The 23,098-nt window shown below is 40.3% G+C and carries 20 protein-coding genes and 2 pseudogenes; 3 read left to right on the top strand and 19 right to left on the bottom strand.

Translation table 11 applies throughout. The annotated features are described in order from the left end of the window. Positions 1-3: 3 nt before the first annotated feature. The 19 genes and pseudogenes from FZF08_RS17665 to FZF08_RS17580 form a co-directional block, all read right to left on the bottom strand. Positions 4-300 carry a malonate decarboxylase subunit delta gene (locus tag FZF08_RS17665; protein WP_159471167.1) on the bottom strand — a complete coding sequence of 99 codons (297 nt, stop codon included), beginning with the start codon at positions 298-300 and terminating at the stop codon, positions 4-6. 11 nt (positions 301-311) lie between these two features. Then, on the bottom strand, positions 312-1,172 hold the full coding sequence (locus FZF08_RS17660; RefSeq protein WP_159471166.1) for a triphosphoribosyl-dephospho-CoA synthase: 861 nt from the start codon (positions 1,170-1,172) through the stop codon (positions 312-314). Between the two features lie 41 nt (positions 1,173-1,213). Then, a complete protein-coding gene (gene mdcA / locus FZF08_RS17655) occupies positions 1,214-2,851 on the bottom strand; it encodes a malonate decarboxylase subunit alpha (RefSeq protein ID WP_159471164.1) in 1,638 nt (545 codons plus the stop codon). A 44-nt stretch (positions 2,852-2,895) separates the two neighbouring features. Beyond that, the gene (locus FZF08_RS17650; protein ID WP_159471162.1) at positions 2,896-3,834 is read right to left on the bottom strand and encodes an ACP S-malonyltransferase; all 939 of its coding nucleotides are present in this window, start codon (positions 3,832-3,834) and stop codon (positions 2,896-2,898) included. Positions 3,835-3,879: 45 nt separating this feature from the next. Beyond that, entirely contained in the window at positions 3,880-4,542 is a 663-nt protein-coding gene (locus FZF08_RS17645; RefSeq protein ID WP_200837118.1) for a FadR/GntR family transcriptional regulator, read from the bottom strand. A gap of 121 nt (positions 4,543-4,663) precedes the next feature. Continuing rightward, positions 4,664-4,849, bottom strand: a pseudogene (locus FZF08_RS32320) (DUF3861 family protein); the annotation flags it as partial. A gap of 178 nt (positions 4,850-5,027) precedes the next feature. Next, a complete protein-coding gene (locus FZF08_RS17635; protein WP_159471160.1) occupies positions 5,028-5,396 on the bottom strand; it encodes a DoxX family protein in 369 nt (122 codons plus the stop codon). Positions 5,397-5,400: 4 nt separating this feature from the next. Next, positions 5,401-5,991, bottom strand: a complete 591-nt coding sequence (locus tag FZF08_RS17630; RefSeq protein ID WP_159471158.1) for an NADPH-dependent F420 reductase — start codon at positions 5,989-5,991, stop codon at positions 5,401-5,403. Positions 5,992-6,180: 189 nt separating this feature from the next. Further along, a complete protein-coding gene (locus FZF08_RS17625; RefSeq protein ID WP_159471156.1) occupies positions 6,181-6,759 on the bottom strand; it encodes a Crp/Fnr family transcriptional regulator in 579 nt (192 codons plus the stop codon). 531 nt (positions 6,760-7,290) lie between these two features. After that, complete coding sequence (locus FZF08_RS17620) at positions 7,291-8,196, bottom strand: oxidoreductase (RefSeq protein WP_159471154.1); 906 nt, start codon at positions 8,194-8,196, stop codon at positions 7,291-7,293. A gap of 77 nt (positions 8,197-8,273) precedes the next feature. Next, positions 8,274-9,179 carry an AraC family transcriptional regulator gene (locus FZF08_RS17615; protein ID WP_159471153.1) on the bottom strand — a complete coding sequence of 302 codons (906 nt, stop codon included), beginning with the start codon at positions 9,177-9,179 and terminating at the stop codon, positions 8,274-8,276. A gap of 227 nt (positions 9,180-9,406) precedes the next feature. Then, entirely contained in the window at positions 9,407-10,249 is an 843-nt protein-coding gene (locus FZF08_RS17610; protein WP_159471152.1) for an oxidoreductase, read from the bottom strand. 78 nt (positions 10,250-10,327) lie between these two features. Beyond that, positions 10,328-10,618, bottom strand: a complete 291-nt coding sequence (locus FZF08_RS32210; RefSeq protein WP_310590604.1) for a catalase-related domain-containing protein — start codon at positions 10,616-10,618, stop codon at positions 10,328-10,330. A 6-nt stretch (positions 10,619-10,624) separates the two neighbouring features. Further along, a pseudogene (locus FZF08_RS17605) lies at positions 10,625-11,845 on the bottom strand (catalase); the annotation flags it as partial. Between the two features lie 39 nt (positions 11,846-11,884). Next, a complete protein-coding gene (locus FZF08_RS17600; RefSeq protein ID WP_159471151.1) occupies positions 11,885-12,364 on the bottom strand; it encodes an ankyrin repeat domain-containing protein in 480 nt (159 codons plus the stop codon). A gap of 58 nt (positions 12,365-12,422) precedes the next feature. Next, a complete protein-coding gene (locus tag FZF08_RS17595) occupies positions 12,423-13,073 on the bottom strand; it encodes an HD domain-containing protein (protein WP_159471150.1) in 651 nt (216 codons plus the stop codon). A gap of 291 nt (positions 13,074-13,364) precedes the next feature. Further along, positions 13,365-13,880 (bottom strand): nuclear transport factor 2 family protein, encoded by a 516-nt coding sequence (locus tag FZF08_RS17590; protein WP_200837117.1) that lies wholly within the window; start codon positions 13,878-13,880, stop codon positions 13,365-13,367. 179 nt (positions 13,881-14,059) lie between these two features. Further along, entirely contained in the window at positions 14,060-14,812 is a 753-nt protein-coding gene (locus FZF08_RS17585) for an SDR family oxidoreductase (RefSeq protein WP_159471149.1), read from the bottom strand. 47 nt (positions 14,813-14,859) lie between these two features. Beyond that, a complete protein-coding gene (locus FZF08_RS17580) occupies positions 14,860-15,600 on the bottom strand; it encodes an SDR family oxidoreductase (RefSeq protein ID WP_159471148.1) in 741 nt (246 codons plus the stop codon). 318 nt (positions 15,601-15,918) lie between these two features. Between FZF08_RS17580 and FZF08_RS31820 the strand changes: the two genes are divergently transcribed. From FZF08_RS31820 to FZF08_RS17565, 3 genes are all read left to right on the top strand, one after another. After that, positions 15,919-20,154, top strand: coding sequence for a sigma 54-interacting transcriptional regulator (locus tag FZF08_RS31820; RefSeq protein WP_229216581.1), 4,236 nt, complete (start codon positions 15,919-15,921; stop codon positions 20,152-20,154). Positions 20,155-20,850: 696 nt separating this feature from the next. Then, positions 20,851-20,991, top strand: coding sequence for a hypothetical protein (locus FZF08_RS17570; RefSeq protein WP_159471147.1), 141 nt, complete (start codon positions 20,851-20,853; stop codon positions 20,989-20,991). Positions 20,992-22,175: 1,184 nt separating this feature from the next. Next, positions 22,176-22,961 (top strand): LuxR C-terminal-related transcriptional regulator, encoded by a 786-nt coding sequence (locus FZF08_RS17565; protein WP_159471146.1) that lies wholly within the window; start codon positions 22,176-22,178, stop codon positions 22,959-22,961. Positions 22,962-23,098: the final 137 nt, after the last annotated feature.

Genomic DNA, 23,098 nt, shown 5'->3' with positions numbered 1-23,098 from the left:
TTTTTAATTTTGATTTGCAATTTCTATAACCTGGGCAAGACGAAGACTGACCACGCCGGGTGTTGCTCCGAAATCATTGATGGTAATCACTGCTTTAAAATCGTTCAAAGCGGTAAACCGGTCGAACACAGCCTTCCAGGTTTGTTTAAAACCATCAGACGCGGTTCGAATAACAAATTCTGTCTGATCAATTTCTGATGGGCTGATCAGTATTTCAAGATCGCCCGAACCCACCACACCAATATGTGCCCTTTGGCTAATGTTTTTGGTAGCAGGGTATTTGAATGAAAACGATTCCATATCCTTGAATTTTAAAAGTATTGTTTAATTTTTTGAAGGTAGATCGTCGCCGCTAAAAGATCGGCGCTTCCACCAGGAGATACCCAGTGATGGGTGATATAATCATCCAGATCAAAGTATAAATGCCAGTTTTGCCGGGTAGTTAATCCTCCGTTTTGAAGTATGAATTTTGATCTGTACTGGATTTCTTTAAGCACCTGCATATCACTGCGGTGTAGAATGCAGGTATCATCAACCTGTGACATTAAAGCCAGTAGCACGTGCAGTCGCAGTGTGTCAGAAGAACAGTGGTCATACATTTTCCAGGCATTCAGGGCGGTTTTGGCTATGGAAGGAAATCCAAGCTGCGCCTCTTCTCTGGCGCTTCTGACGCTATACTTTATACGTACGCTGCTTCCATTCGTATTTTGCTTTGGAAGATACCTGTCTTCAAAGGAAGCGATCTGTCCGGCTGTTGCCAGAATTTCACTCAAATCGAAATCAATCGCTTCCTTTTTAGATAATTCAATGGAGGCTGCTGCGGTTATAAGCCCGATTGCCCAGATCGCCCCTCTGTGCGTATTAATATTTCCTGTGGCTTTCAGCATCTTTTCTTCCCCATAGCGCCCAATGGCCGCAAGTTGCTCCCTGAGCTGCTGAGATGGATTTTTATTCCATGCTGCTTCTGCCATCTGCCGGAAGCTGTCTTGCAGCGCATAGGCTGATCTTTCCATGAGTTGCAGTGTCAAATCGCGGTGTGTTCCGTTGTTAAAGCGATCAACGAGTCCTGGTTTGGGTGAAAGATTTACTTCCTCTATCAGCGCCTGCGTTGCCAGCTGCGAAAGTTTTACCGTTATGATTTCTGACGTAATACTGTCTTTGATCGTAGTCATGGTCTTTGGTATTTAAGTCTTGGTTGCCAGTGAGGCTTTGCTTACCAATTTTTGAATTTTGCCGGTGGGTTATATAATCCACCGGACCATTCGACAAGATCCTGGACATTTTGGGCAGCCAGAAGTGATCTTTTGGCTTCGGTCCGTGCAATTCCCAAATCCTGAGGATAAGCTACAATTCCCTTCTCACGCAGCGTCTGGATCGTTGCAGCGTTGCTTTGGGTTCCTACGGATGTAACTCCAGCTACTGCACTGAGCGCATCACGACGCTGCTGTTCTCCTTCGGCTTTGTAGATGTAAGCAACACCTTCCTCTGTCACCACGTGCGTAACATCATCGCCATAAATCATCACCGGAGCAATAGCCAGATTAGCCTGTTTGGCTACTTCAACTGCATCAAGCGATTCCACAAAAACGGGCGTGTTGCCATTCTGGAATGTTTCTACTGTTTGAACTACCAGTTTTCTGCCTTTTGCCAGTGGATCTTTCGAGGTGATCATATCCAGCCAGGCAGGCGAGGAGTGTCTTCTTCCGTGCGGATCATGGCCCATATTGGGCGCTCCGCCAAAACCGGCTAATCTTCCTGAAACCACGGTCGAAGAATTTGCATTTCTGTCCATTTGCAGCGTTGAGCCTACAAACATATCCACGGCATACTGCCCAGCAACCTGCGCAAAAGCACGGTTTGAACGAAGCGAGCCATCTTTTCCTGTAAAAAATACATCAGGCCTTGCCGCTACATATTGCTCCATTCCGACTTCACCACCAAAACAGTGAATCGTGTCAACCCAGCCGCTTTCAATCGCCGGAATCAAAGTTGGGTGCGGATTCAGGACCCAGTTGCTTGCGATTTTTCCTTTCAGTCCCAATTTTTCAGCGTAAGTAGGCAAAAGAAGTTCAATGGCCGCAGTATTGAATCCGATACCATGGTTCAGCGATTTTACCTGGTGTTTTTCGTAAACCCCACGGATCGTCAACATCGCAATCAAGATATGAAGCTCTGTGATATGCTTTGGATCTCTTGTGAAAAGTGCTTCGAGTTGATACGGCTTGTCGGATTCCACGACGAAATCAACCCAGCTGGCCGGGATATCAACGCGGGGCAGCTCATCTACAATTTCATTGACCTGCACAATGACAATCCCGTCCTTAAAAGCGGTCGCCTCTACAATTGCAGGCGTTTCTTCGGTATTGGGACCAGTATAAAGATTTCCGAAACGGTCTGCTTTATCGGCCGCGACCAATGCGACATTTGGAATCAGATCCACAAAAAGACGTCCGTATAATTCCAGATAGGTATGGATTTCGCCGATCTTTAAAATTCCGTCTTCCAGCATCTGCGAAACGCGCAGACTTTGCGGCCCGGCAAAGGAAAAATCGATCTTTTCCGCTATTCCTTTTTCAAAAATATCCAAATGCTCCGGCCGCGAAATACTCGACATGATCATATGTAGCTTATTGACCTTTTCGGCACTAACCTGTACCAGTGCCTGTGAAAGAAAATCAGCCTGTTTCTGATTATCGCCTTCCAGTACCACCTTGTCGCCCGGCCTGATCAGGTGTTCCAGCGCTTCAACGATGTTCTCTTTTTTCAGTACTGCGCCCTCTGTAAGATGCGCTATACTTTTAATTCTACGGGCTTTTTCATCCCGTTTGGTTGTCCATGATTTAGTTGACATTTTGACCTCCTTTTTTTGAAAATTGTAATATGACTAATTAATATTTACTCCGCCTGAAAACGCTTCCATAACCAGCTGACCGGACCTGCGCCTGACTCTTGAACGGCTAATACATCAGCATCAGCAAAAGCAGATTCGGCCATTTTGGATAGTACACCCGAGGGATTTGTTTCAATAAATATCCTGGTGCCAAGTTCATAGAGCAGCGTAGTTGCATCATGCCATTGCACAGTGCAAGCGACGCTTTTCCATAAATCCTCACGGATAGCCACCGATGTTTTTAGCAGCCTGCCACTGTGGTTGGAAGCATAACCAAAAACCGGCTTACCCAGAATTAACTCGTCCAACTGTATTTTTAAAGCTCTTGAAACATCTTCCAGCAGCACACAATGGGAAGGCACAGACATATTCAGTACTCTGGCTTTTTGGATACCGGTGTTTTGTTTTAAGTTTTCAATGAATCGTTGAATGCTATCGAGTCTGCCGGCAATGACCTGCTGATCTGCTGTATTGATATTGGCCAGATAAATGGTGTCCTGGCTTTCGTTATGAGCAGATAGGAGCTTTTTTAATGATGGTAGAGGCAGTCCGACCAAAGCCGCCATTCCGTAACCCTTAGGGTAAGCGTTTTCCATTAGCGTTCCCCTGTTTTTTACCAGTGCCAGCGCTTGTTTGAAAGATAAAACGCCACTGATGACAGCCGCTGAAAAAGCACCGACCGAATGTCCTGCCACAAAATCTGGTTTTACGCCGCTGGCTAATAACTGCTTGCCGCTGATAACGCCTGCTATGAGAAGACAGATCTGGACATAGACTGTTGACTGTAATTTATCTTCACCATCTAGTACCGTTGCGGGTTCACTAAGTATTTCCAGGGTTTGCGCAAAGATTTCAGCCGTAATCTGGTCAGTCGTATCAAGTGCTTGAAGCATACCTGGTCTTTGTGAGCCTTGTCCCGGGAAAAGAAGCGTGGTCTTTTTCATTTTACTATAATCATCAGCTCATCTGATGAGTTAGTTTAAATTTTTTTAATCTTTATTTCTCATTTTCAAAATAGCGTCTACTGCCATCTCCGGTTTTTTTTGCTCTATGCTTTTAAGAAGAAGCTCATGGAGTTCTGTAAAACGATGCATGGAAATATTTCCGGCGTAATTTTCGGCAATAGAGCTTTTTAGCTGCTGTTCCGCAAAAGTTTTATAGAGCTCAGTTAAAACTGGATTTTTACAGGCGTCGGCGATAGCGATGTGAAAGGCAATATCTGCTTCGAGCCATTGTTCAAGGTTTTCTTCGTCTGCTGCTTTGTTTCTTATTTTAAGGCAGTTGGTAATTTTTGTAATGTCCTTATCGGTCCGGTTGATCGCTGCTTTTTCCACAATTTTTATTTCCAAAAGCTCTCTTACTTCCTGCATGTCACTTTCTTTGGCACCTTGCAGTCTTTTGGATAATGGTTCACTGATTCCTTTTTGAGAAGCGACAAAACTGCCCACGCCATGTTGGACGTTCAGAATTCCATAGTTTTCAAGTGTTCGAATCGCTTCACGAATCGAGGAGCGCCCTACACCAAATTCTTTCATGAGCTCAGGCTCAGAAGGCAGTTTTTCACCGAGTTTGTAGCTCCCGGACTGTATCTGGTTTTGCAGGCGTTCTGCAACTTCTTCTGATAGGCTTTTACGAATGATTGGCGTTGTCATGTGTTCATCTGGTCATCTGATGAGTCAAAGGTAATAGCTCAATGTTTAGTGTGCAAGTATTATTCGATTTTATTTTAAAATTTAAATATTATTTAACTGTTGATAACAATGTTGCGGTATTTTACCCCTGATAGGTTTTAAATCGCCGTACAAAAGTTACAAACGCCGGCATGATATCCGTAAAAAGCAAATGGCTTTTCTTCGTAATCAGTTCCTGCGCAAACATTTTAAGTCCAATAGCAAAAGCGGCTGCGCGGTGAAATCTTCGAGTATTTTTTTTGCTCTTGATTTGTTCAATTATTTCGAAAAGCTCATCATGGTATTAAATTTCTATCGTGACCGGCGCGTGTAATGCTGGACCTTCTTGTGCAGATGAAATCTGTTCAAGACTGATTTTGTATTTATTACTTCGGATCATTGCTTTTTTTGTTTTTTGAAGAAAACAGCCACCTGTTTCGAGGCTGTTTTCGTTGTTTATCCCCACCTTACAGCGGATTAAGCACCTTTTTGTTATTAAAATAGGAAACCGAAAGTATACCCAGAAATGCCAGCGGCATTATTGATGCTATGATCGGATCACCAAGTGAGCTGTGCGCGATAACCGCAGAAATAAATACCATTGCAAAACCAAAATAAGCCAGGTCTTTAATACGATTGGGAATTGCTGGAATCAGCACCAGAATAGCTCCGATAATTTTTGCTATGGCCAATTCGATCCTGAAATAATCCGGGAAACCAAGGTGTACAAAAGCTTCCTTCATTTCCTGATTTGTCAGATATTTGAAAGCGGTAAAAAGCATCATGGTCCCAACAATACCAGTCGACGCCCAATAAATAATTTTGTTCTTTTTCATTTCGTTAAAATTTAACAAGGTTCAAGGTGGACAGCAGACCTTTTGCCTGTTGAAGTTTACTGCCAACGGCTAACGAACCTAAGTCAACCGGCGCAAAACCTATTGCTTCAATAACTTCGCTTACCTGAACTTTGGCCTGCGTATCGTCACCTGACATAAAAAGCACACGGTGGCCATTTTCTGTCACCGGATTTTGTTCAAGTACTTTGAAAAACAAGGTATTAAAAGCTTTGACAAGCTTTGCTCCGGGAAGATAATCCTGCACCACTTCGCTGGAAGCACGCCCAGCCAAATCCTCAACTTGAAAATCGGGCTTGAAGTGATTCGTTGCATCAATTATAATACGGCCGGTCCAGTCAGTAATTTTTGTTAGTGTTGGAACTTGTGACCATGGCAACGCTAATACTACCATATCTGCGCTGGCGGCTTCTATGGCAGTTACTGCTTTTGCTCCTTTTCCCAGGGATAAAATGGTTTCATTTAAAGACTCAGGATCTTTGCTGTTACTGATGAGCACAGAAAAGCCGTTTTTTAATAAATGTGTGGCGACAGTTTTTCCAATGTTTCCTGCGCCGATTATGCCAATCGTTTTCATGTTATTGTAGTTAAATTGTTGTTATAAAATTCCATGTGGGAATTTTATGTAATATTTTCTTCGCTCTTATTTACCGGACTTTAATCCGACATTGAACGATACAAAGGTGCGGGTATTGGCGTGCCTGGCCAATGACATCTGAAGGAAAAAAATCTTGACATTTGTCAAGATGTAGTCAATAAAATCAGGTTATTTTTTGGCAGACTGGCTTCTGATTCTGCTTAATGTTTCTGCGGAAATTCCAATATAAGAGGCAATCATATGCAATGGCACGCGGCTGGCAATGTCAGGAAATTGTTTAAGAAAGTTGTTGTATTTTTCTTCTGAACTCAGAGTTATGCTTGTATGAATTCTTCCCTGTAACGTCTGAACATTTTTCTTGATCGTTTGATTTACAAAGTTATTAAACTCAGGAATTGTCTTTCTGAGCATTTCAAAATCATTTTTCTCAATCAGTAAAATATCACTTGGTTCGATGGCATCTATGTTATATTTTGAAGGCAGGTCAGTATCCATACTTTCCCTGTCGCCAGTCCAATAATTTTCTGGTGCAAACTGCATAATGTGCTCTTGTCCTTTGACATCCAAATAATACATTTTTAACAACCCTCGGCAAACAAAAGCATCATATTTCCATACATCTCCGGATTGAAGAATATACTGATTTTTACGCAATTTTTTAATTATGCAAAGTGATTCTATCAACGCGTAATCCTGATTTGATAAAGTGGTTTTATCTCCTAAATATTTTCGAAAAATTTCAAACATATATTGAATTTAAGATCAAACATTTATTTTTCGAAGTAGATGAAATGCAAAATACAAAAAACAAGCAAGACTAAGTTTCCTAAATTCCGCTCAGGCTGAGAATATACAAAAGGATAAAGCAATTTCTAGCTTGGTCATCATAACAATTCCAGAATTTGGTAATCTTAAAGCAACTAAAATTGAGCAAGTTGTTCATCAATTGTTTATAAATTATACGTTGTATAACTTCAAACTTTGCTAAGCAGCACATTAAGTAAATAGAGGTGATCACCAATATTCATTCAATCAATCTTTTAAATTATAGTTATATTCGTTGACCATTTTTTTAGTCAGATCGTGGAGATTTGTTTGTACGAGGGAATTCTAGAATTCCAATGGGAGAATTTATTCATCTGGCCTCGATCCTGTTTTTTTACATGAAATGAACGTTTTTCTACATGGTTAAGGGTTATTAAAAATCAGTTATGACCTGCTGATTAAACAGGACATAACCAAATTTTTATTAACCTATTGCTTTTTTATTTTATGAATTTAATATGGAAATTTAAGACCGGTCACTTCTTCAGCATAATTCCATAACTCGGCAGCTTTGGACTCGTCTTTCATTGCCGGGGTTATACGTTGGGAAAGAGCAGGATAACCGGATTGCTCATTTTCTCCGTCCGGCCCATAGTAAGCACCTCCTGATGCAGATGGGGAGGTTGCCGCAAATAAACTTGGCAATGCCCCCTGCCAGGGGTCAGACACCTTTTTATATTTTGAGAAGGCAATTTCTAACTGATCTTTGGGAATGTGCCTTTGTAATTCTGTATACACAACACCCGGATGTACAGCGTTGGACATTAGGTTGCTGAAAGGTTGAGCGCGACGCTGAAGTTCGGAAGCAAAATAAACATTAGCTAATTTACTCGTTGCGTATTCTCGCATTTCTTCATAAGGTTTCTCGAGTTTAAGATTATCATAATCAATATGATCCACAAACGTGCTCGCTCCGCTACTTACGCTTACTACCCTGCAGTGCGCCGTGCTTTTTAAGACTGGGTATAAATGTGCTGTTAAAGCGAAGTGCCCGATAAAATTAACGCCGAACTGCAGCTCAAAGCCGTCATCAGTTTTACTGGCGGGTGGCATCATCACGCCTGCATTATTGATCAGCATATTTAATCGTTGATGTTTTTGCTTGAAATACTCGGCAAATGACTTTATGGCGCCTAGATTGGCTAAATTCAACAACCCGAATTCTAAACTGCCTTTGCCTCCGGTTGATTTCATAGTGTCAATGGCCTCTGTCGCCCTTTCGGCATCTCTGCATGCTATAATTACATGTGCTCCTGCTTCATACAATGCCAAAGCAGTTTCATAACCGATACCTGTATTTCCTCCCGTAACAATCGCAATTTTTCCAGTTTGATCCGGCATGTTATTTTTAGTCCACATATTAAAATATTTAGTTTGCAAAATTCATTGGTAAAATGGAAATTTTAATACGTTTAGGAAATCAGAAAGTACGTTTATCAATCACTGTCGGATTGTCGGTATTGTTTAGGCGTCAAACCTTCCTGATTTTTAAAAAAAGTAGAAAAATGATTAGATTCTTCAAAACATAATCTCCACCCTATTTCACTGATTGGCAAGTTTGTAGTTTTAAGCAATATTTTAGCTTCCTGGATAATCCGCTTCTTAATTATTTGAGTGGTCGACTGACCAACGGTTTTGTTAAGGACTTTATTCAGGTGATTGACATGAATATTGAGCTGGCTTGCAAAATGGGATGGAATATTAAATTTCATTTTTTCATTTCCCATATCAAGCGGAAACTGTCGTTCTAATAACTCATTAAATAATAATGTGATCCTTTCATAAGAATTGGAGTCTTTATTCGCTGCGCCTAAAGCAGGTTGCTTTTTTTGGGCATCATGAATAATCTCAGCTAATAAGGCACGGATATAGTCAAACTTGAAATTATAATCACTTTTAATTTCATTATATATCCTATTAAATAATGCATTATAATAATCGAACTCCTGATCGTTTAATCGAATAATAGCATTGTTTGCTGACTGGTAGAGCGGATATTGCTCAAGATGCTCATGTTGACCAAAAAAAGCCGGCGTAAATATGCAGAAGAAGCCAGTCTGTACTTTCCCTAACGGTTCATATTTATAAGGCAGCATAGGATTTGTGAAAATCAGCGCGTGTCCGTTTATTTCAAATGACTGATCGGCATAATGAAACCTGGCATGGCCAGACATTAGGCTTGCTTTGTAGTATTCGCGACGGTTATAGTTAAGGGATTTGGTATGAGTAACGGGAATACTCTCCAAATTGAAAATATTAAATTGACGTACATCATGATCTTGCCATCCGTCCCTTACGGCCATTTTTTTGTACAGATCCTGAATTGTAATATAGTTTTTCACTCAATAAAGTTATAGAATTCAAATCGGCCATTAAAAAAGCAATCTATTTTTTTATTCAATAGCGAATTGTCGGCATTTCGGTGGCTGGCATAATCTAATCGCCTTTTTTTATTCATTTAATTTTGTTGCGGACAATCGGGTGGTATTTAGACACTTCAATTACCACTTCTATCACCAAAAGGCACTGAAAATACATGAGTTTTCAGTGCCTATGCTCATTATTACAATTAATTGTCATCGAAATCCGTACCTGTGATCACATCCTTCCAGGCATCAATATCCTTTTGGAATGCTGCCGTTTTTGCCTGATAAGCCTTCAAGGAATCACTACCTAAAGGTAAATGTAACGGCGGTTCTGCCGAGGCTGCTAATTTAATTATTGCAGCTGCCAGTTTTTTTGGATCACCGGGTTGATTATAACTGACAGCAGCAGCGAACTTGCGCATTTTGCCCACAGTTTCGGTATAATCTTCAATTATATTTTTTGAAACGTTCAGTGAAGATCCATCCAGGAAATTAGTGCGGAAATAACCTGGCTCCACCAGGGAAACGTGAATGCCCAGAGGGAGTAACTCGTTATAAAGCGCCTCTGAAAAGCCTTCGACAGCGAATTTGGTAGCACTGTATAAACCCCATCCGGCAGAACCCTTCAGCCCGCCAACGGATGAAATATTGATAATATGGCCTGAGCGCTGGTTTCGTTGGTAAGGCAATATGGCGCGGATCACGTTGAGTGTACCAAACACGTTAGTGTTAAACATCTTGCGTATCTCTGCATCGGAGCCTTCTTCAACTCCGCTCAATAAACCAAAGCCTGCATTGTTCAATAAAACATCTATTCTGCCAAATTGTTCTATTGCCTGGGCTACCGCAGTCTTTGCTCCATCACCATCGGTTACATCCAGGTTAATAACGTGTAGATTATCATTATTTAAAACAGTTTCCAGTTCTTTTGGATTATTCCTGACTGTGGCGATTACTTTGTCTCCCGAGGCCAATACTGCCTTAGTTATCTCAAAACCGAGGCCCCTTGCTGCCGCGGTAATGAACCATACTTTTTGATTTCTCATTTTGATAATTATTAATTATTTGTAATTTCTTTTACTACTAAATGTTAACCTGAACAATACTTCCGTTGGCTTATATGACTACAATATTGCCTTCTGCCTCAAGCCTTCTGCCACACGTCTGCCATAATCAGCATCACATTTGGTGAAATGTTCTATCATTTTGTCTTGTGTAAATTTTGCTATCGGGGCCAAAGCGCTGACAAAATTGCTGATAAGCTCACTGCGTTCCCAATCTTCAAAACTGCGGTAGAGTTCTCCTGCCTGGGCATAATTATTAGTTCGGTCGATTGTCTGACGGACAATTTTTGCTGCGACATAAGTAGGCTCATAGTCAATTTCCTTTTGGGGGGCTTCTATTAATCCATTCAAACTCGAAGGTTCGTAATTGATATGCGCATTTGCTTCCTTTGAAACATCGATATGGTAAGTCATATGCCCATCCCTTTGATTGGTTGCCACATGGTTTTTTGGAGCGTTGATAGGTAATTGCAGATAATTCGCCCCAATGCGATACCGTTGGGTATCCGAATAGGAGAATGTTCTTCCGACCAGCATTTTGTCATCTGAAAAATCAAGTCCATCAACCAATACACCAGGCCCGAACGCGGCCTGCTCCACCTCAGCAAAGAAATTTGAAGGATTTCTGTTCAGTGTCATTTTGCCGACAGTAAGCCAGGGGAATTGTTCTTTAGGCCAGATTTTAGTATCATCAAGGGGATCGAAATCCAGTTCAGGATGCTCTTGGTCACTCATAATCTGTACACTTAATTCCCATTCCGGAAAATTGCCGACTAGAATAGCTTCATACAAATCCTGTGTGGCATGATTGAAATTTTGTGCTTGAATACGGTTCGCCTCTTCCTGGGTTAAATTCTTTACACCTTGTAATGGCTCCCAATGGTATTTGATCAAAACCGCTTCCCCTGCTTTGTTAACCTATTTATAGGTATTTACGCCTGATCCTTGCATGTGCCGATAATTAGCAGGAATACCCCAGGGTGAATAAATCCAGGTAATCATGTGCGTTACTTCAGGTGAATTGCTGAAGAAATCAAACATGCGGCCGGGATCCTGACGGTTTGTTATTGGGTCAGGTTTGAGTGAGTGAATGAAATCGGGGAATTTAATTGCGTCACGGACAAAAAACACCTTGATGTTATTACCTACCAAATCCCAGTTCCCATCCTCTGTATAGAATTTAACCGAAAAACCTCGTGGATCCCTTAACGTCTCCGGTGAATGGCCACCATGAATAACGGTCGAAAAACGCACAAAAACCGGTGTTTGTTTCCCTTTTTCCTGGAAAAGTTTAGCACGTGTAAATTTCGATACAGGTTCATCGCCCGCGGTACCATATGCTTCAAATATACCATGAGCACCGGTTCCGCGGGCATGGACTACACGTTCGGGAACCCGTTCTCTGTCAAAGTGAGCGATCTTTTCCAGAAATTGATAATTTTCTAAAATAGCGGGTCCACGATTTCCCAGCGTTTTCATGCTTTGATTATTGGTGATCGGATGCCCCTGGCGGTTAGTCAGCGTTCTGTCACTATCTGATTGCTGAATATTTTCCTTGAAATCTTGTTTGTAATTCATAATCACTATTGTTTTGAATAAAATAATTGGTATTAATAATTATTCAGCTATCATGGATTTCGTAGCGGCTACCATCAATTCATAGCATTGGGCGTTTTCCTGGATTAAGGCATGATCAATAGGGTTTCGGCCTGAAAGATCTTTTTTTAGTGGATTAGCGCCATTAGCCAGTAAAAGTTCAATTAATGCATCATGACCAAATGTCGCTGCAAAGGTCAGCGCTGTGGCCTCATTTCCATTAACAGTTTCTACTGATGCTCCGTAATGAATCAAAAGTTGAGCTACCCTGATATAACCCTTAAAGCAGGCGCCCATGAGTGCCGTGTTGCCCATTCTATCACAAAGTTCGATATCAGCACCTGCGATTAACAGGGCTTCTGCGGCCTCAGCATTGTTGTAGTATGCGGCTAATATAAGCGGGGTAGAACCTCTGCCATCTCTTGCATTGATTTCAGTATACTTTAAACAAGATTTAATTTCAACCACATTATTATTGCGTGCAGCATCAAATATTCCCATAGCAGTTTTTTGTTAATCAGTTTTCTCTTATTTATACGCTATTAGAGACTGGAATTAATTACTCACTCCAAGGTGAATGCAGTATACAGTCACAGAAGTTCTTACGGTGAAAATTAGGAATCATGTAAGCGCATACATCCGCCTTGATATTACCAAATGTAGTTTCGGTTTTATGTTCGAAACCGCTGAAAAAAGTAGGAATAATATTTTTCTTAAACTCATTTCGCGGAAAAGCCTTAATAATCTCCTCCCGGTGTGCTGTGCTCAGATTTTCATAACCCTCACCCATAACATCTAAGCCTACTCCCGAATACATCAGTGCAACCTCTGCTTCTTTATGTTCAGCGATACCTATGGTGGTGTGAAGGGCAATGGTATCCCAGGCAAGCTGTAATTTTTCCTTTGGCAGCCCATGACTTTTCAGAAAATCGCGTGCTGCATTGGCACCATCTACTTCAAAACGAAGATCATCACTGCTGTAATGCCTGGTTAAACCCAAATCGTGAAATACAGAACATACATACAGGAGTTCAGGGTCATACGCCAAACTATTGCGTTTCCCGTTAAGCGAGGAGAAAAAGAACACTCTCAAGGAATGATTATAAATAAAATCCGTTCCATGTTCTAATAATAATTCTGTCGCCTGATTGGCAATTGCGCTGTCCGGAACATCGATCCCGGCTAACGATTTTACTTTAATAATTGACATAAATTTTGATTTATATGGTTGTAAATTTTTTCTATAAAAGCCTTATTATTCATTTATTCAACGGGTACTATTTTTAATATTAATTGAGTGTTTAAAATAATATTGTCGAATAATTTTAGATTATACGATATCGCCAGCACTCACATGTAATGTATTAAGATCAACTGGACCTTATTGAGCTCCCAATTTATTAAAAGCCATTAATTTTGGGTATGCAGCCTTTTTTTTAATATATAACAGGTTAGACTGGACAGCTGAATCGTGCGAAGTCTGATTAATATGAAGGATAATTTATTTAACAGGAATCCGGTCCATGATATTTGTGAACTCCATACCGTCCAGAAATGCGACAACGTTCACAATTTTTCCGTCCTTCATCTGCATGTACCAGGAATAGGAAGCGTTATATGGCTTGCCATCTTTGGCCGTGGCTTTACCATCCCATAGCGCTATGACCATGTCCCCGTCGGCATATAATCCTCTGACGGACGGGACGATCTTTTTAGCTAAACGTTCGTTAAGCGGGACAATCACTTCTTCCATAAATGGTTTCTTTCCTTTGTATGTTTTCGAAAAAGGTGTTGTGCCAGTGATGGTCCATTGCATATTGTTTGCCAGCAGGTCGAAAAAACTGCCAGTACCTTTCTCCCAATGATCAAATCCCTCCTGGACGGCCTTTTTATTTGAAGCTGTTACAGACGCTGGTATTTGAGCAACTGATAAGGCGGGCCAGTTGGCGCAGAGGAAAAGTATGGTACTTAAAAACAATAACGGTGATTTTTTTATAAAATTAATGCTGTTTTCCATAGTCTTTATGCAGTTAATGACTGGTTCTAATTTGACCGTATTTTAAATTCTTCATAGATAAGTTGATCTCTAAATCTTCCATGTCTTGCAGTAAGGGAGCGGGCGAACTATTGCCAATTCTGTAATCACCATTTCGTTAATTACGCTTATATATATACGTTAATGTCTAATTTGCGTCGCTAGTTCGTTGCTCCGCCGTTTACCAAAAGATGCTGCCCTGATACAAAGGATGAAAGATCACTTGCAAAAAACTCAGCAGCGTTGGCCACATCTTCCACTTCAGCCAGTCTTCCCATTGGACAACTGTCCAGCAGTTGTTTCCTTAATTCGGGATAGCTGCCTGCTTCGGCAAATATGCCAGAGTGGTCAACTGCAAAGGGTATAATGGAATTAACTGTCACGCCCCTATGGCCAATCTCTTTGGAAAGTATATTAACCAGGTATCGTGGTGTAGTCTTGCTACCTCCATAAACAGCCATTCCGGGTACGGGAAATGAAGTGGTGCTAGAAGCGATGTAAATTATGCGACCGTTATCGGTAATATGTTTTGCCGCCTGCTGCATGGTAAAATAGGAACCTTTGGTATTTATGGCAAACAAACGGTCAAATTGTTCTTCTGTAAAGGCAGTAACGGGCGTTTCCACCATTTCAATGCCTGCGTTGGCGACCACAATGTCAATTTTTCCAAATGTATCCAAAGCCTCTTTAAATAATCGTTCAATCTCGGTTACTTTGCTTACATCAGCTTGTACAGAAATCACCTTTACACCCATTGCCTTGATGTTGCTCATCACTTCATCAGCAGATGTTTTGTCGCGTGAATAATTGATTACAATATTGGCACCCATAGCCGCATAGCGTTCTGCTATCGCTTTACCTAAGCCACGGGCCGATCCCGTTATTAAGGCTACTTTGTTTGTCAGTGTATTCATTATTTTTATTGTTGAAATTAAGTGTTTTATAACTTATGATTTGCCGGTCAGGCCATGCCGCCATTAATGCCGATATTCTGTGCGCTGATCCATTTCGCTTCGTCGCTGGCCAAAAAAGCAACTATTTTGGCAATATCATCAGGTTCGCCGATGCGGTTAAAAGCGGACAGGGAGGCTAGCCGGTCAATTACTTCCCGGGGTTTACCGTCGGTAAATAATTTGGTATTGGTGGGGCCAGGAGAGACAATGTTGACGTTGATGCCCCTTGTGCCAATTTCTTTAGCAAATACACGAGTTAACTGTTCCACCGCTCCTTTACTGGCTACATAAGTTCCATAAGTGGGCATCATGACGCGTGTCGTGGTAGACGAAAAGTTTATGATGCTTCCATGGTGAGCCAATTTTGTAGAAGCCTCCCGCAGTGTGTTGAATGTACCTCTTACATTAATGTCGAACTGCCGGGTAAAGTCATCATCGGTAGTGTCCTTAATCAGTTTGGTCAGCATAATACCGGCATTATTCACCAGCACATCTATTTTACCGTAATGTGAGATTGCGGCATCAAACAATTCTTTAACTTCTTCCGATTTACTCACATCAGCTTGTAGGGCAATGGCATCACCACCAGCGCTGAGGATGTCTCCCACTATTTTATCAGCCGCCTCCTGGCTTCCGGCGAAGTTAACAATAACTTTGGCACCCTCGCTCGCCAGTCTAAGGGCGATGGCAGCGCCGATACCTCTTGAGGCACCAGTCACGAGGATCACTTTTTCCGATAATGTCTTCATAATTTAATATTAAAATTTAGTATTTTTTTGTTTTGCTCTTTATCAATATGTAAATACTGTGCCGTTGTGTATATTGCTGAAAATCAGTTTTTTGTATTTAATAAATTCAAAATTTAGGATCTTTATTTCGTCATCTGACGAATTTGGTTCCGATATGTCGGCACTCTTGGACAGCAAAAGATCATTAGGAGAAACAACCACCGCCATTAATATGACTCCGTTGATTACTTGCTGGGATTCGTTTGGAATTTCAGTAAAAAGTATCTATATTTTGTTGCTATCAAGTCTATTATATCTTTCTTACGTATAGTACTTATCATGAGTAAAGGCAAAAAAATAGTATCGCCTGATAATGGTGAACATTTAGCATTGCATATGGCAATGTTAAAAGTGAGGAACAAGAAGCAGTTCCTGAGCCTGCTCAATAGCAACTTAAAAAATCTCCTTGGTTACCGGTTTACGACGATATTTCTGGCTGATCCAGATAAGACAACATTAATTAATTTTTTTCCTGAGGAACTGACCGGTAGTGATGAGAAAATCTTTAAAGCCATCGTTAAAACCAATGTGCTTCGGCCAGATGATTTAATATTATATGAAGGGTATAGTCCAGACGGGCGACGTACAGCGCGGGTAACAATAAATGTAAGCCTGTACCTGCAAAACCCATCAGCCTCACAACATCAAAATGCCATAGAGCTCGATATTTACCAGGACGGATACCGTAGTGCGCGATGGATTATGGTATATGATACAGAGGATCAAATATTATCTGATCATTTTGACCATTTCCCTTCACTGGCACCACTCATGGCGGCGACGCTTATAAACGTTATAGAAAATGAGCAAATGCAGGAGCGTGAAAAAGAAAATGAGATCATTCAGTCCTTGAATATTGATTTTGCAGCAATTAGAAATAAACGGGATCTGCTGAAAATCATTCATTTTAAATTAAATGTCTTATTTGATTTCAGCGATCAATTTGTTGGGGTCTTAAACAACGATGAATTTACATTCAGTGCATTTTTGCAAGATGTCCGATCGTGGGCAGATAAACATCCTGATTATAAAGGATCGATTGCCTCCAAACACCCTGTCAATGACCGGGTATTGAATAAAGTGATTATCTCGAAAGAACCGCAGCTTTATGAGCTAAGTCAGCAAGTTGCGAAAGGGGATATGCCGGGTTATTTCCAAATTTTCCAGGATGTTGGAATAAAAAGGGCTATTTTAATCGGCTTGCATGTAGCTGACAGGATCATTGGAACCTGGTGTATCTGCCAGACCGAGTATCAATACATCACGGCGAATCAACTGCGGTTAATCAAAGATATCTCCATCCAGCTGTCAATCGCTGTAGACAATATCAGAGCGAACGAAGCTATTTTAGCAAAACAGGAGGAGAGTAAACTGCTGCTTCAATTGAGCGCCGATATCGCCAACATCCGTGACAAAAACCACCTGTTCAATGCGATTAATAGAAATCTGAAAAAACTTTTCCAGTTTGAAGATATTGTAATTATGGTACTGAATGAAGATGATACTTATTATGCTTTCCTGTTTTCACTGGCCCATCAAAGTTCCGGCTATACTAATTATCAGAAAACTTCGCTGAAAAAATATTCTAATTGCGATTGCTGCTTTCGTAAAGTCATGTCATCAGATGGAATAGTAGTTTTAAGTATGGAGGAGCTTTATCAGGAGCCATCAGCGCCTGACTATATAAAATTTGAGTATGAGAACGGAATCCGTGAGAAAGTCGCCATCAAACTACGTGATGATAAAAAAAACATCGGCATATTTTATGTCAACGCCTCTGGATTAGGTGCTTATACGCAGCATGAGCTGTCATTAATAGAAGGGGTATCTTACCAGCTTTCAACTGCGATATCCAACATACTTGCGGCAGAAGAAATTGAACGAAGGGAAAGCGAAAGAGAAATGCTCTTATCCATTAGCAATGACATTTCAGCTGTTCGGGATAATGAGGGAATCATGCGGGTGATAACCCAAAAATTGAAACATCAACTCGCATTCAGCCATATTATGATCGCAACTATCAATGACGATCATTCTACATTTAGTGCTTATGTCGTCGATCCCGGCTCAAAAAGCAAGCACCATCCATTTTACAACGAGGCAACCAAAACTAAATTTCCGATCAATGACGGGATAATGGATCAGGTATATGTAAATTCTTCCCCATTAGTTTTTGATCTTGACGAGCTTAATTTGCAAAAACAGATGCCTGCCTATCTGGTCATGAATTATGAAAGCGGCATTAAGCAGGTCATCGTCACCAGGTTTTCTAAAAGCGAGAATGTATTCGGTTTCTGGCTGATCTGCTTCGATACAAAAGCTACTCTAAATAAGAATAAACTCAGTTTGGTATCGGGTTTGGCAAATCAAATATCCATTGCTGTTTCGAATATTATTGCCAATGCGGAAATCAAACGGAGCGAGAATGAAAAATCCCAGTTATTATCGTTTAGTAACGCGTTGGCATCGGTAAAAAACAAGCATGAGCTTTCCATGGTCTTTGCCGCGGAAATGAAAAAGTTTACCATTATAAGGGATTACAGTTTGCGAATTATTACGGAAGACAAAAGCCATCATCAAATGTTTTTATATGATGTGAACGCGCATTTTACCAGACATCCAGACTTTCCGCTTGTAAGGGACACCCATGATGACATAAATGATGGGATTACTGATGCCGTTATACTTTCCGATAAGTCGATTACTTTTAATGTCGATGAACTCTGTCGGAGAGAAGTTGTGCCACGGTATGTAAAATTTTGGAAAGATCTTGGACTGGTGGAAAATAAAGCGATGCCTATAAGAGTGGGTGATGAAATTATCGGAATTCTCTGGTTGAGGCTTTTTGAAGACTATCCCAGCTCTGCTGAACCACTTTTGCAAAATATTTGCTACCAAATCGCTCTTGCCCTTTCAAGTGTGCTTGCTAACGAACAAATAGCCATAAGGGAAGAAGAAAAAACATTTCTTCTCTCGTTGAGCAACGAAATAGCTTCTTTAAAAAGCAGGGCTGATCTATTTCATGTAGTCAATGCAAGAATTAAGCATATATTCTCAATTGATCAGCTTGGCATGGCAAAAATCAATGAGGATGGTGAAACGCACAGCGCATTTATGATGGACCTTGGCGACTCTGTTACAGGTCAGATTGATTTCAATGAGGTGACCAGCTTGAAGTATAGTGTTCTCGACACCGCTTTTCAGATGGTTATTTCAACTGAAGAGCCCGTGATTTTAATTATTGATGAGCTTGATAAAGAAGCCAATGCTCCCGCATACGTGAAATTCTGGAAGGAGGTTGGATTTAAAAGACTCTTGTGTCTTGCATTAAGGGTAGGCGGCAATCCGATTGGCACAATATTTTTTAATATTAAGCCGGAGGAAATCGATAAAGTGAAACATAATTTGCTAAAAGGTATCTGTGCCCAGTTAGCAGTGGCGGTTTCAAACATCCTGGCCAATGAGAAAGTGCTACATCAGTTAAGCGAAATTAATCAGTATAAACAGCAGCTGGAAGACGAGAAGATTTATTTGAAGGAAGAGATTGATATTTCACATAACTACGCTGAGATCATAGGCAACGGCCCCGAAATGCAGAAAATATTTCGCTTGGTCAACCAAGTGGCAGCATCTGACAGCACTGTATTGATACTTGGCGAAACTGGTACTGGAAAAGAATTGATAGCCAGGGCTATACATAATAATTCGCCACGCAAAAACAGGCTGATGGTCAAAGTGAACTGCGCAACTTTGCCAGCCAATTTAATCGAAAGTGAACTTTTCGGACACGAACGGGGGAGCTTTACCGGAGCGACGGAAAGAAGAGTCGGCAAATTTGAACTTGCGAATAATGGTACTTTGTTTTTGGATGAAGTTGGTGAAATGCCACTGGAACTCCAAGTGAAGTTATTGCGGGTTTTACAGGAACAAGAAGTCGAGCGCATAGGTGGCAAAAATACCATTAAGGTAGACGTTAGAATAATTGCTGCTACGAACAGGGATCTGGAGAAAGAAATGGAAGAAGGCCGGTTCAGGCGCGATCTTTATTACAGACTTAACATATTTCCGATCAGTCTGCCGCCACTCCGGTCGCGTTCGGAGGACATTCCGCTGCTTTCAACCCATTTTATACAACGCTTCTCGAAAAAGGCCGGTCGGGAAATCAACAAAATAAGCAACAGTGCCCTGCAAGAATTACTACGATATAACTGGCCTGGTAATATCAGGGAACTGGAACACCTGATCGAACGCAGTGTCCTGCTTTCAAGTGGTGATACAATCAGGCAGTTTCAGCTGCCTTCGTTAAAGCAAAAGGATATTCCTAAGTTAGCTGGAGAAGCAATTGCTCTAAAGACGATTGATGAAAATGAACGTGATCATATTCTAACTATTCTGAAATATTGCAAGGGCCGGGTAGCAGGGGACGGCGGCGCGGCAGAAATTTTGGGTGTGCCTAAGAGCACGCTGAACTCAAAAATAAAACGCCTGGGTATAAAACGTGAGCATTTTTACTGAGATGTTAGCGCCGCAATTGCTTTTGGCTGAGTCAGACTGTGTCTTGCTCAAATTTTACTTCGATTTGAGTGTCGCCGTCACACTGCTTTTGTAAATTTCTATTTGATTCTCTATGCTAAGATTTTATTGGTTCAAAGTTAGTAAAACTTGCTGAATGACTATCAGATTGTAAATTGAAGTCTTTTCGGGCAATACGTGACTTACTTACGAATGGTTATTATAGAAACGTACAGTGGCTTTCCTCAGGAGAAGATTTGATCATAAGTAACGCATCCCTTGTTGCTTGCTTCAATTTATTTGCCGCTGCGAAGAAGCCGGAAGAGATGGAACCGAGAAAAAATTAGTGGTAAGTGTACTAAATAGAAATCAGTAATTAAATTCTGTCCCGCAAATACCCCGGGGGTAGTAGGGGGAAATAACCAGGGAAATTATCGCTGATGTCAATAAAAAGTCAATTTTTGTTACCTATTTGTTGCCTGAGTTAAATTTTCGACATGTAAAATATTGATAATTAGCGCGTTGGGTGATTTGGCTACTTTCTGTATAAAAGCAAGTGATAGCCTAAAAAAACCATAAATAATCTGCAAGCATTAAAGTAAAAAATCCATTGCAAAAACGACAGTGACCTGCTTTTTATGGAGACGAATACGCCAAGTGTAGTTACAAGCATCGCAGGACAAATGCTGAAAGGACAAAATGAAATTGAAAATCCAGGAAAGTGATAAGCAAACCCAGTCAGTAAGAGATAAGCTCAAAGAGGATATCTTAAATAAAGAATTTTTGATCGTCAAGGATGCCGCTTTTATTTTGATTAATCCGATTGGGATGTTCATTTAATGATGCAATCCGGCCGGTTGAAGGCGGTTAATCTTTTGTTGTGGAGGGATTTACTACTGTTTTCGCTGTTTCCAGAAACTCGGTTGGAAGCATTGTAAAAACGTTATCTTGTAATTTTGAAATACAGAGATTCTCCGGGAATTATGAAAATCGTGCCTCAATTTAGCGCTGACAACATTATTGCCCTTTCACCATTGTAGAATTGTTTATCGGTTAATAAATGCAAAATCAAAAAAAATATATCGAAGTAATGACGGTCAAACCTAAATAGCGTCAAACCCTTGTTTGACCGCACTAGTTGCTATCTTTTTAGTTGCCTCTATGATAGCAGGGTTTTTTATGTTTCGAACCAAAAGTATGATTCTTGACAAATATGATAAAAGTGTCGGATTGACTGGATTCAGAACCAAAAGGCTGTTTCGTAAAAAATGGCTAAACTGAATACCTGACCGCTCGATTGGCATGATACTAAAAGGGCTCCGACTCGATTACATATTTTTGCTTTTTTTCCCCCCTTTTTATTTTCAACGTTGATTTTGTTGACGGTTTGCGGTAATGATAAGGACATTAACTTATTGGTTCAACTGAAAATATTTTGCCGTTAGGGGTAGGCATCATCATTGTCGTGGGTATTTTGGAAAACTGGTATGCAATGTATCAAGGATAAAAAGGAAGTCAGTTTTATTTCGTTTGCACAACGAATGCGAGTTTTCTCTTATGGTAAATGTTTAAGTATGGTCGCTACAATGGTATTCTTTATCATTGATAAATTAGTCAATTAAGCTTTATTTGGTCTAAAAGACACCCGCCAAATTTGACGGGATGTTACTATGCAAGTGTCGTTTTTTTTCTATTTCAGAGCCAAAATGTTCATAGATCAGTTCCTTCTTTCTTAGTCCCTATCATGTCCTTTGGACGTATCGATTTCTTCGTATTACTAATGATACGATATTTTAATTTTGATGGAAGTTTTCCTTGAATTTCAGTCAAAATACCACTTAATAAATCATGATATGATTTGTTCAAAACTTGAAGTAATATTAACTGTAAATTATTGTGGTAGTGATATTTGACGATGTATTTCCTCTTATATTTTGAGAGGAAATATAACTAATTGAGATAAAACTATTAGGGTATATATCTGATTGTATATTAATAATCTTCTACTCTCTCCAACCTAAATTATGAATGCCGCTAAGCTACAATCTGATGCTGAATATCTCAAGGTTTTGCAAATGTGGATGGGGTTAGCAGAACCGTCCGGTGTGCAGTCTAAACTGCACGCTACATTTACTGATCCTGCCTTTCTAAATGTACTTAATCAGTCACCGTGCGTAACATGGATTATAGATATCCGTACGCAGCAATACACATTTGTCAGTAAAAATACGCTTGATCATTTTGGATATTCATCTGACAACTACACATCAATGGGTCAGAATTTTCAGAATAAGATAAGACATCCGGAGGATCAGCTTAATACGTGGCGTCTTATGTACAGGATTTGGAATATATTGAATTCTATACCTGCCACAAAAAAGTCTAATTATCGATTTAGCTACGATTATAGAATTTTGAAACCAGATGGTGAAGTTATTCGTATCCTAGAACAAAATGCTGTTTTACAGCAAGATGACTCCGGCAATATTACACATTTGTTAGGGATATGTAACGATATTACACAATGGAAAAACTCTGACGATCAATTAGCCTCTTTAACTTCTGACATTGACAACCAACATTATCTATTCAACTGCGATGAGTTTGTCAAAAACAAAACGATATTGAGTAAACGTGAACTGGAAATTGTAAAGTTGCTGTCTGAGGGGCAAAGTAGCAAAGATATTGCAAACAAGCTTTTTATAAGCTTTCATACAGTAAATACACACCGACAAAAGATGATTGAAAAAACCAATACCAAGAATACCAGCGGTTTAGTTCAGTATGCAAGTTGCAATGGATTGATTTAGAATTTCTATGAAGTTCAGCTTTGTATTTTTGTAAAAGCTTTCAACTAAAAACTCTGAGTTTAAACTAAATTAGATTTTTGTTTAAACCCAAGAGTTTTGTAAGCCGTCATTGTCTCTTTTAATGCTTACCAAAAGCC

Source organism: Dyadobacter sp. 3J3, from assembly GCF_009801115.1.
GTDB lineage: Bacteria > Bacteroidota > Bacteroidia > Cytophagales > Spirosomataceae > Dyadobacter.
Note: the sequence above shows the minus strand (reverse complement) of the source record. Positions and strands in the feature narration are given on the sequence as shown.

What these genes read in the sequence shown, in the direction of transcription:
- FZF08_RS17645 (WP_200837118.1), bottom strand. Translation starts at nt 4,542, where the DNA reads ATGACAACGCCAATCATTCGTAAAAGCCTATCAGAAGAAGTTGCAGAA.
- FZF08_RS31820 (WP_229216581.1), top strand. Translation starts at nt 15,919, where the DNA reads ATGAGTAAAGGCAAAAAAATAGTATCGCCTGATAATGGTGAACATTTA.
- FZF08_RS17585 (WP_159471149.1), bottom strand. Translation starts at nt 14,812, where the DNA reads ATGAATACACTGACAAACAAAGTAGCCTTAATAACGGGATCGGCCCGT.
- FZF08_RS17590 (WP_200837117.1), bottom strand. Translation starts at nt 13,880, where the DNA reads ATGGAAAACAGCATTAATTTTATAAAAAAATCACCGTTATTGTTTTTA.
- FZF08_RS17650 (WP_159471162.1), bottom strand. Translation starts at nt 3,834, where the DNA reads ATGAAAAAGACCACGCTTCTTTTCCCGGGACAAGGCTCACAAAGACCA.
- FZF08_RS17565 (WP_159471146.1), top strand. Translation starts at nt 22,176, where the DNA reads ATGAATGCCGCTAAGCTACAATCTGATGCTGAATATCTCAAGGTTTTG.
- FZF08_RS17635 (WP_159471160.1), bottom strand. Translation starts at nt 5,396, where the DNA reads ATGAAAAAGAACAAAATTATTTATTGGGCGTCGACTGGTATTGTTGGG.
- FZF08_RS17610 (WP_159471152.1), bottom strand. Translation starts at nt 10,249, where the DNA reads ATGAGAAATCAAAAAGTATGGTTCATTACCGCGGCAGCAAGGGGCCTC.
- FZF08_RS17580 (WP_159471148.1), bottom strand. Translation starts at nt 15,600, where the DNA reads ATGAAGACATTATCGGAAAAAGTGATCCTCGTGACTGGTGCCTCAAGA.
- FZF08_RS17630 (WP_159471158.1), bottom strand. Translation starts at nt 5,991, where the DNA reads ATGAAAACGATTGGCATAATCGGCGCAGGAAACATTGGAAAAACTGTC.
- mdcA (WP_159471164.1), bottom strand. Translation starts at nt 2,851, where the DNA reads ATGTCAACTAAATCATGGACAACCAAACGGGATGAAAAAGCCCGTAGA.
- FZF08_RS17665 (WP_159471167.1), bottom strand. Translation starts at nt 300, where the DNA reads ATGGAATCGTTTTCATTCAAATACCCTGCTACCAAAAACATTAGCCAA.
- FZF08_RS17600 (WP_159471151.1), bottom strand. Translation starts at nt 12,364, where the DNA reads ATGGGAATATTTGATGCTGCACGCAATAATAATGTGGTTGAAATTAAA.
- FZF08_RS17595 (WP_159471150.1), bottom strand. Translation starts at nt 13,073, where the DNA reads ATGTCAATTATTAAAGTAAAATCGTTAGCCGGGATCGATGTTCCGGAC.
- FZF08_RS17660 (WP_159471166.1), bottom strand. Translation starts at nt 1,172, where the DNA reads ATGACTACGATCAAAGACAGTATTACGTCAGAAATCATAACGGTAAAA.
- FZF08_RS17570 (WP_159471147.1), top strand. Translation starts at nt 20,851, where the DNA reads ATGAAATTGAAAATCCAGGAAAGTGATAAGCAAACCCAGTCAGTAAGA.
- FZF08_RS17620 (WP_159471154.1), bottom strand. Translation starts at nt 8,196, where the DNA reads ATGTGGACTAAAAATAACATGCCGGATCAAACTGGAAAAATTGCGATT.
- FZF08_RS17625 (WP_159471156.1), bottom strand. Translation starts at nt 6,759, where the DNA reads ATGTTTGAAATTTTTCGAAAATATTTAGGAGATAAAACCACTTTATCA.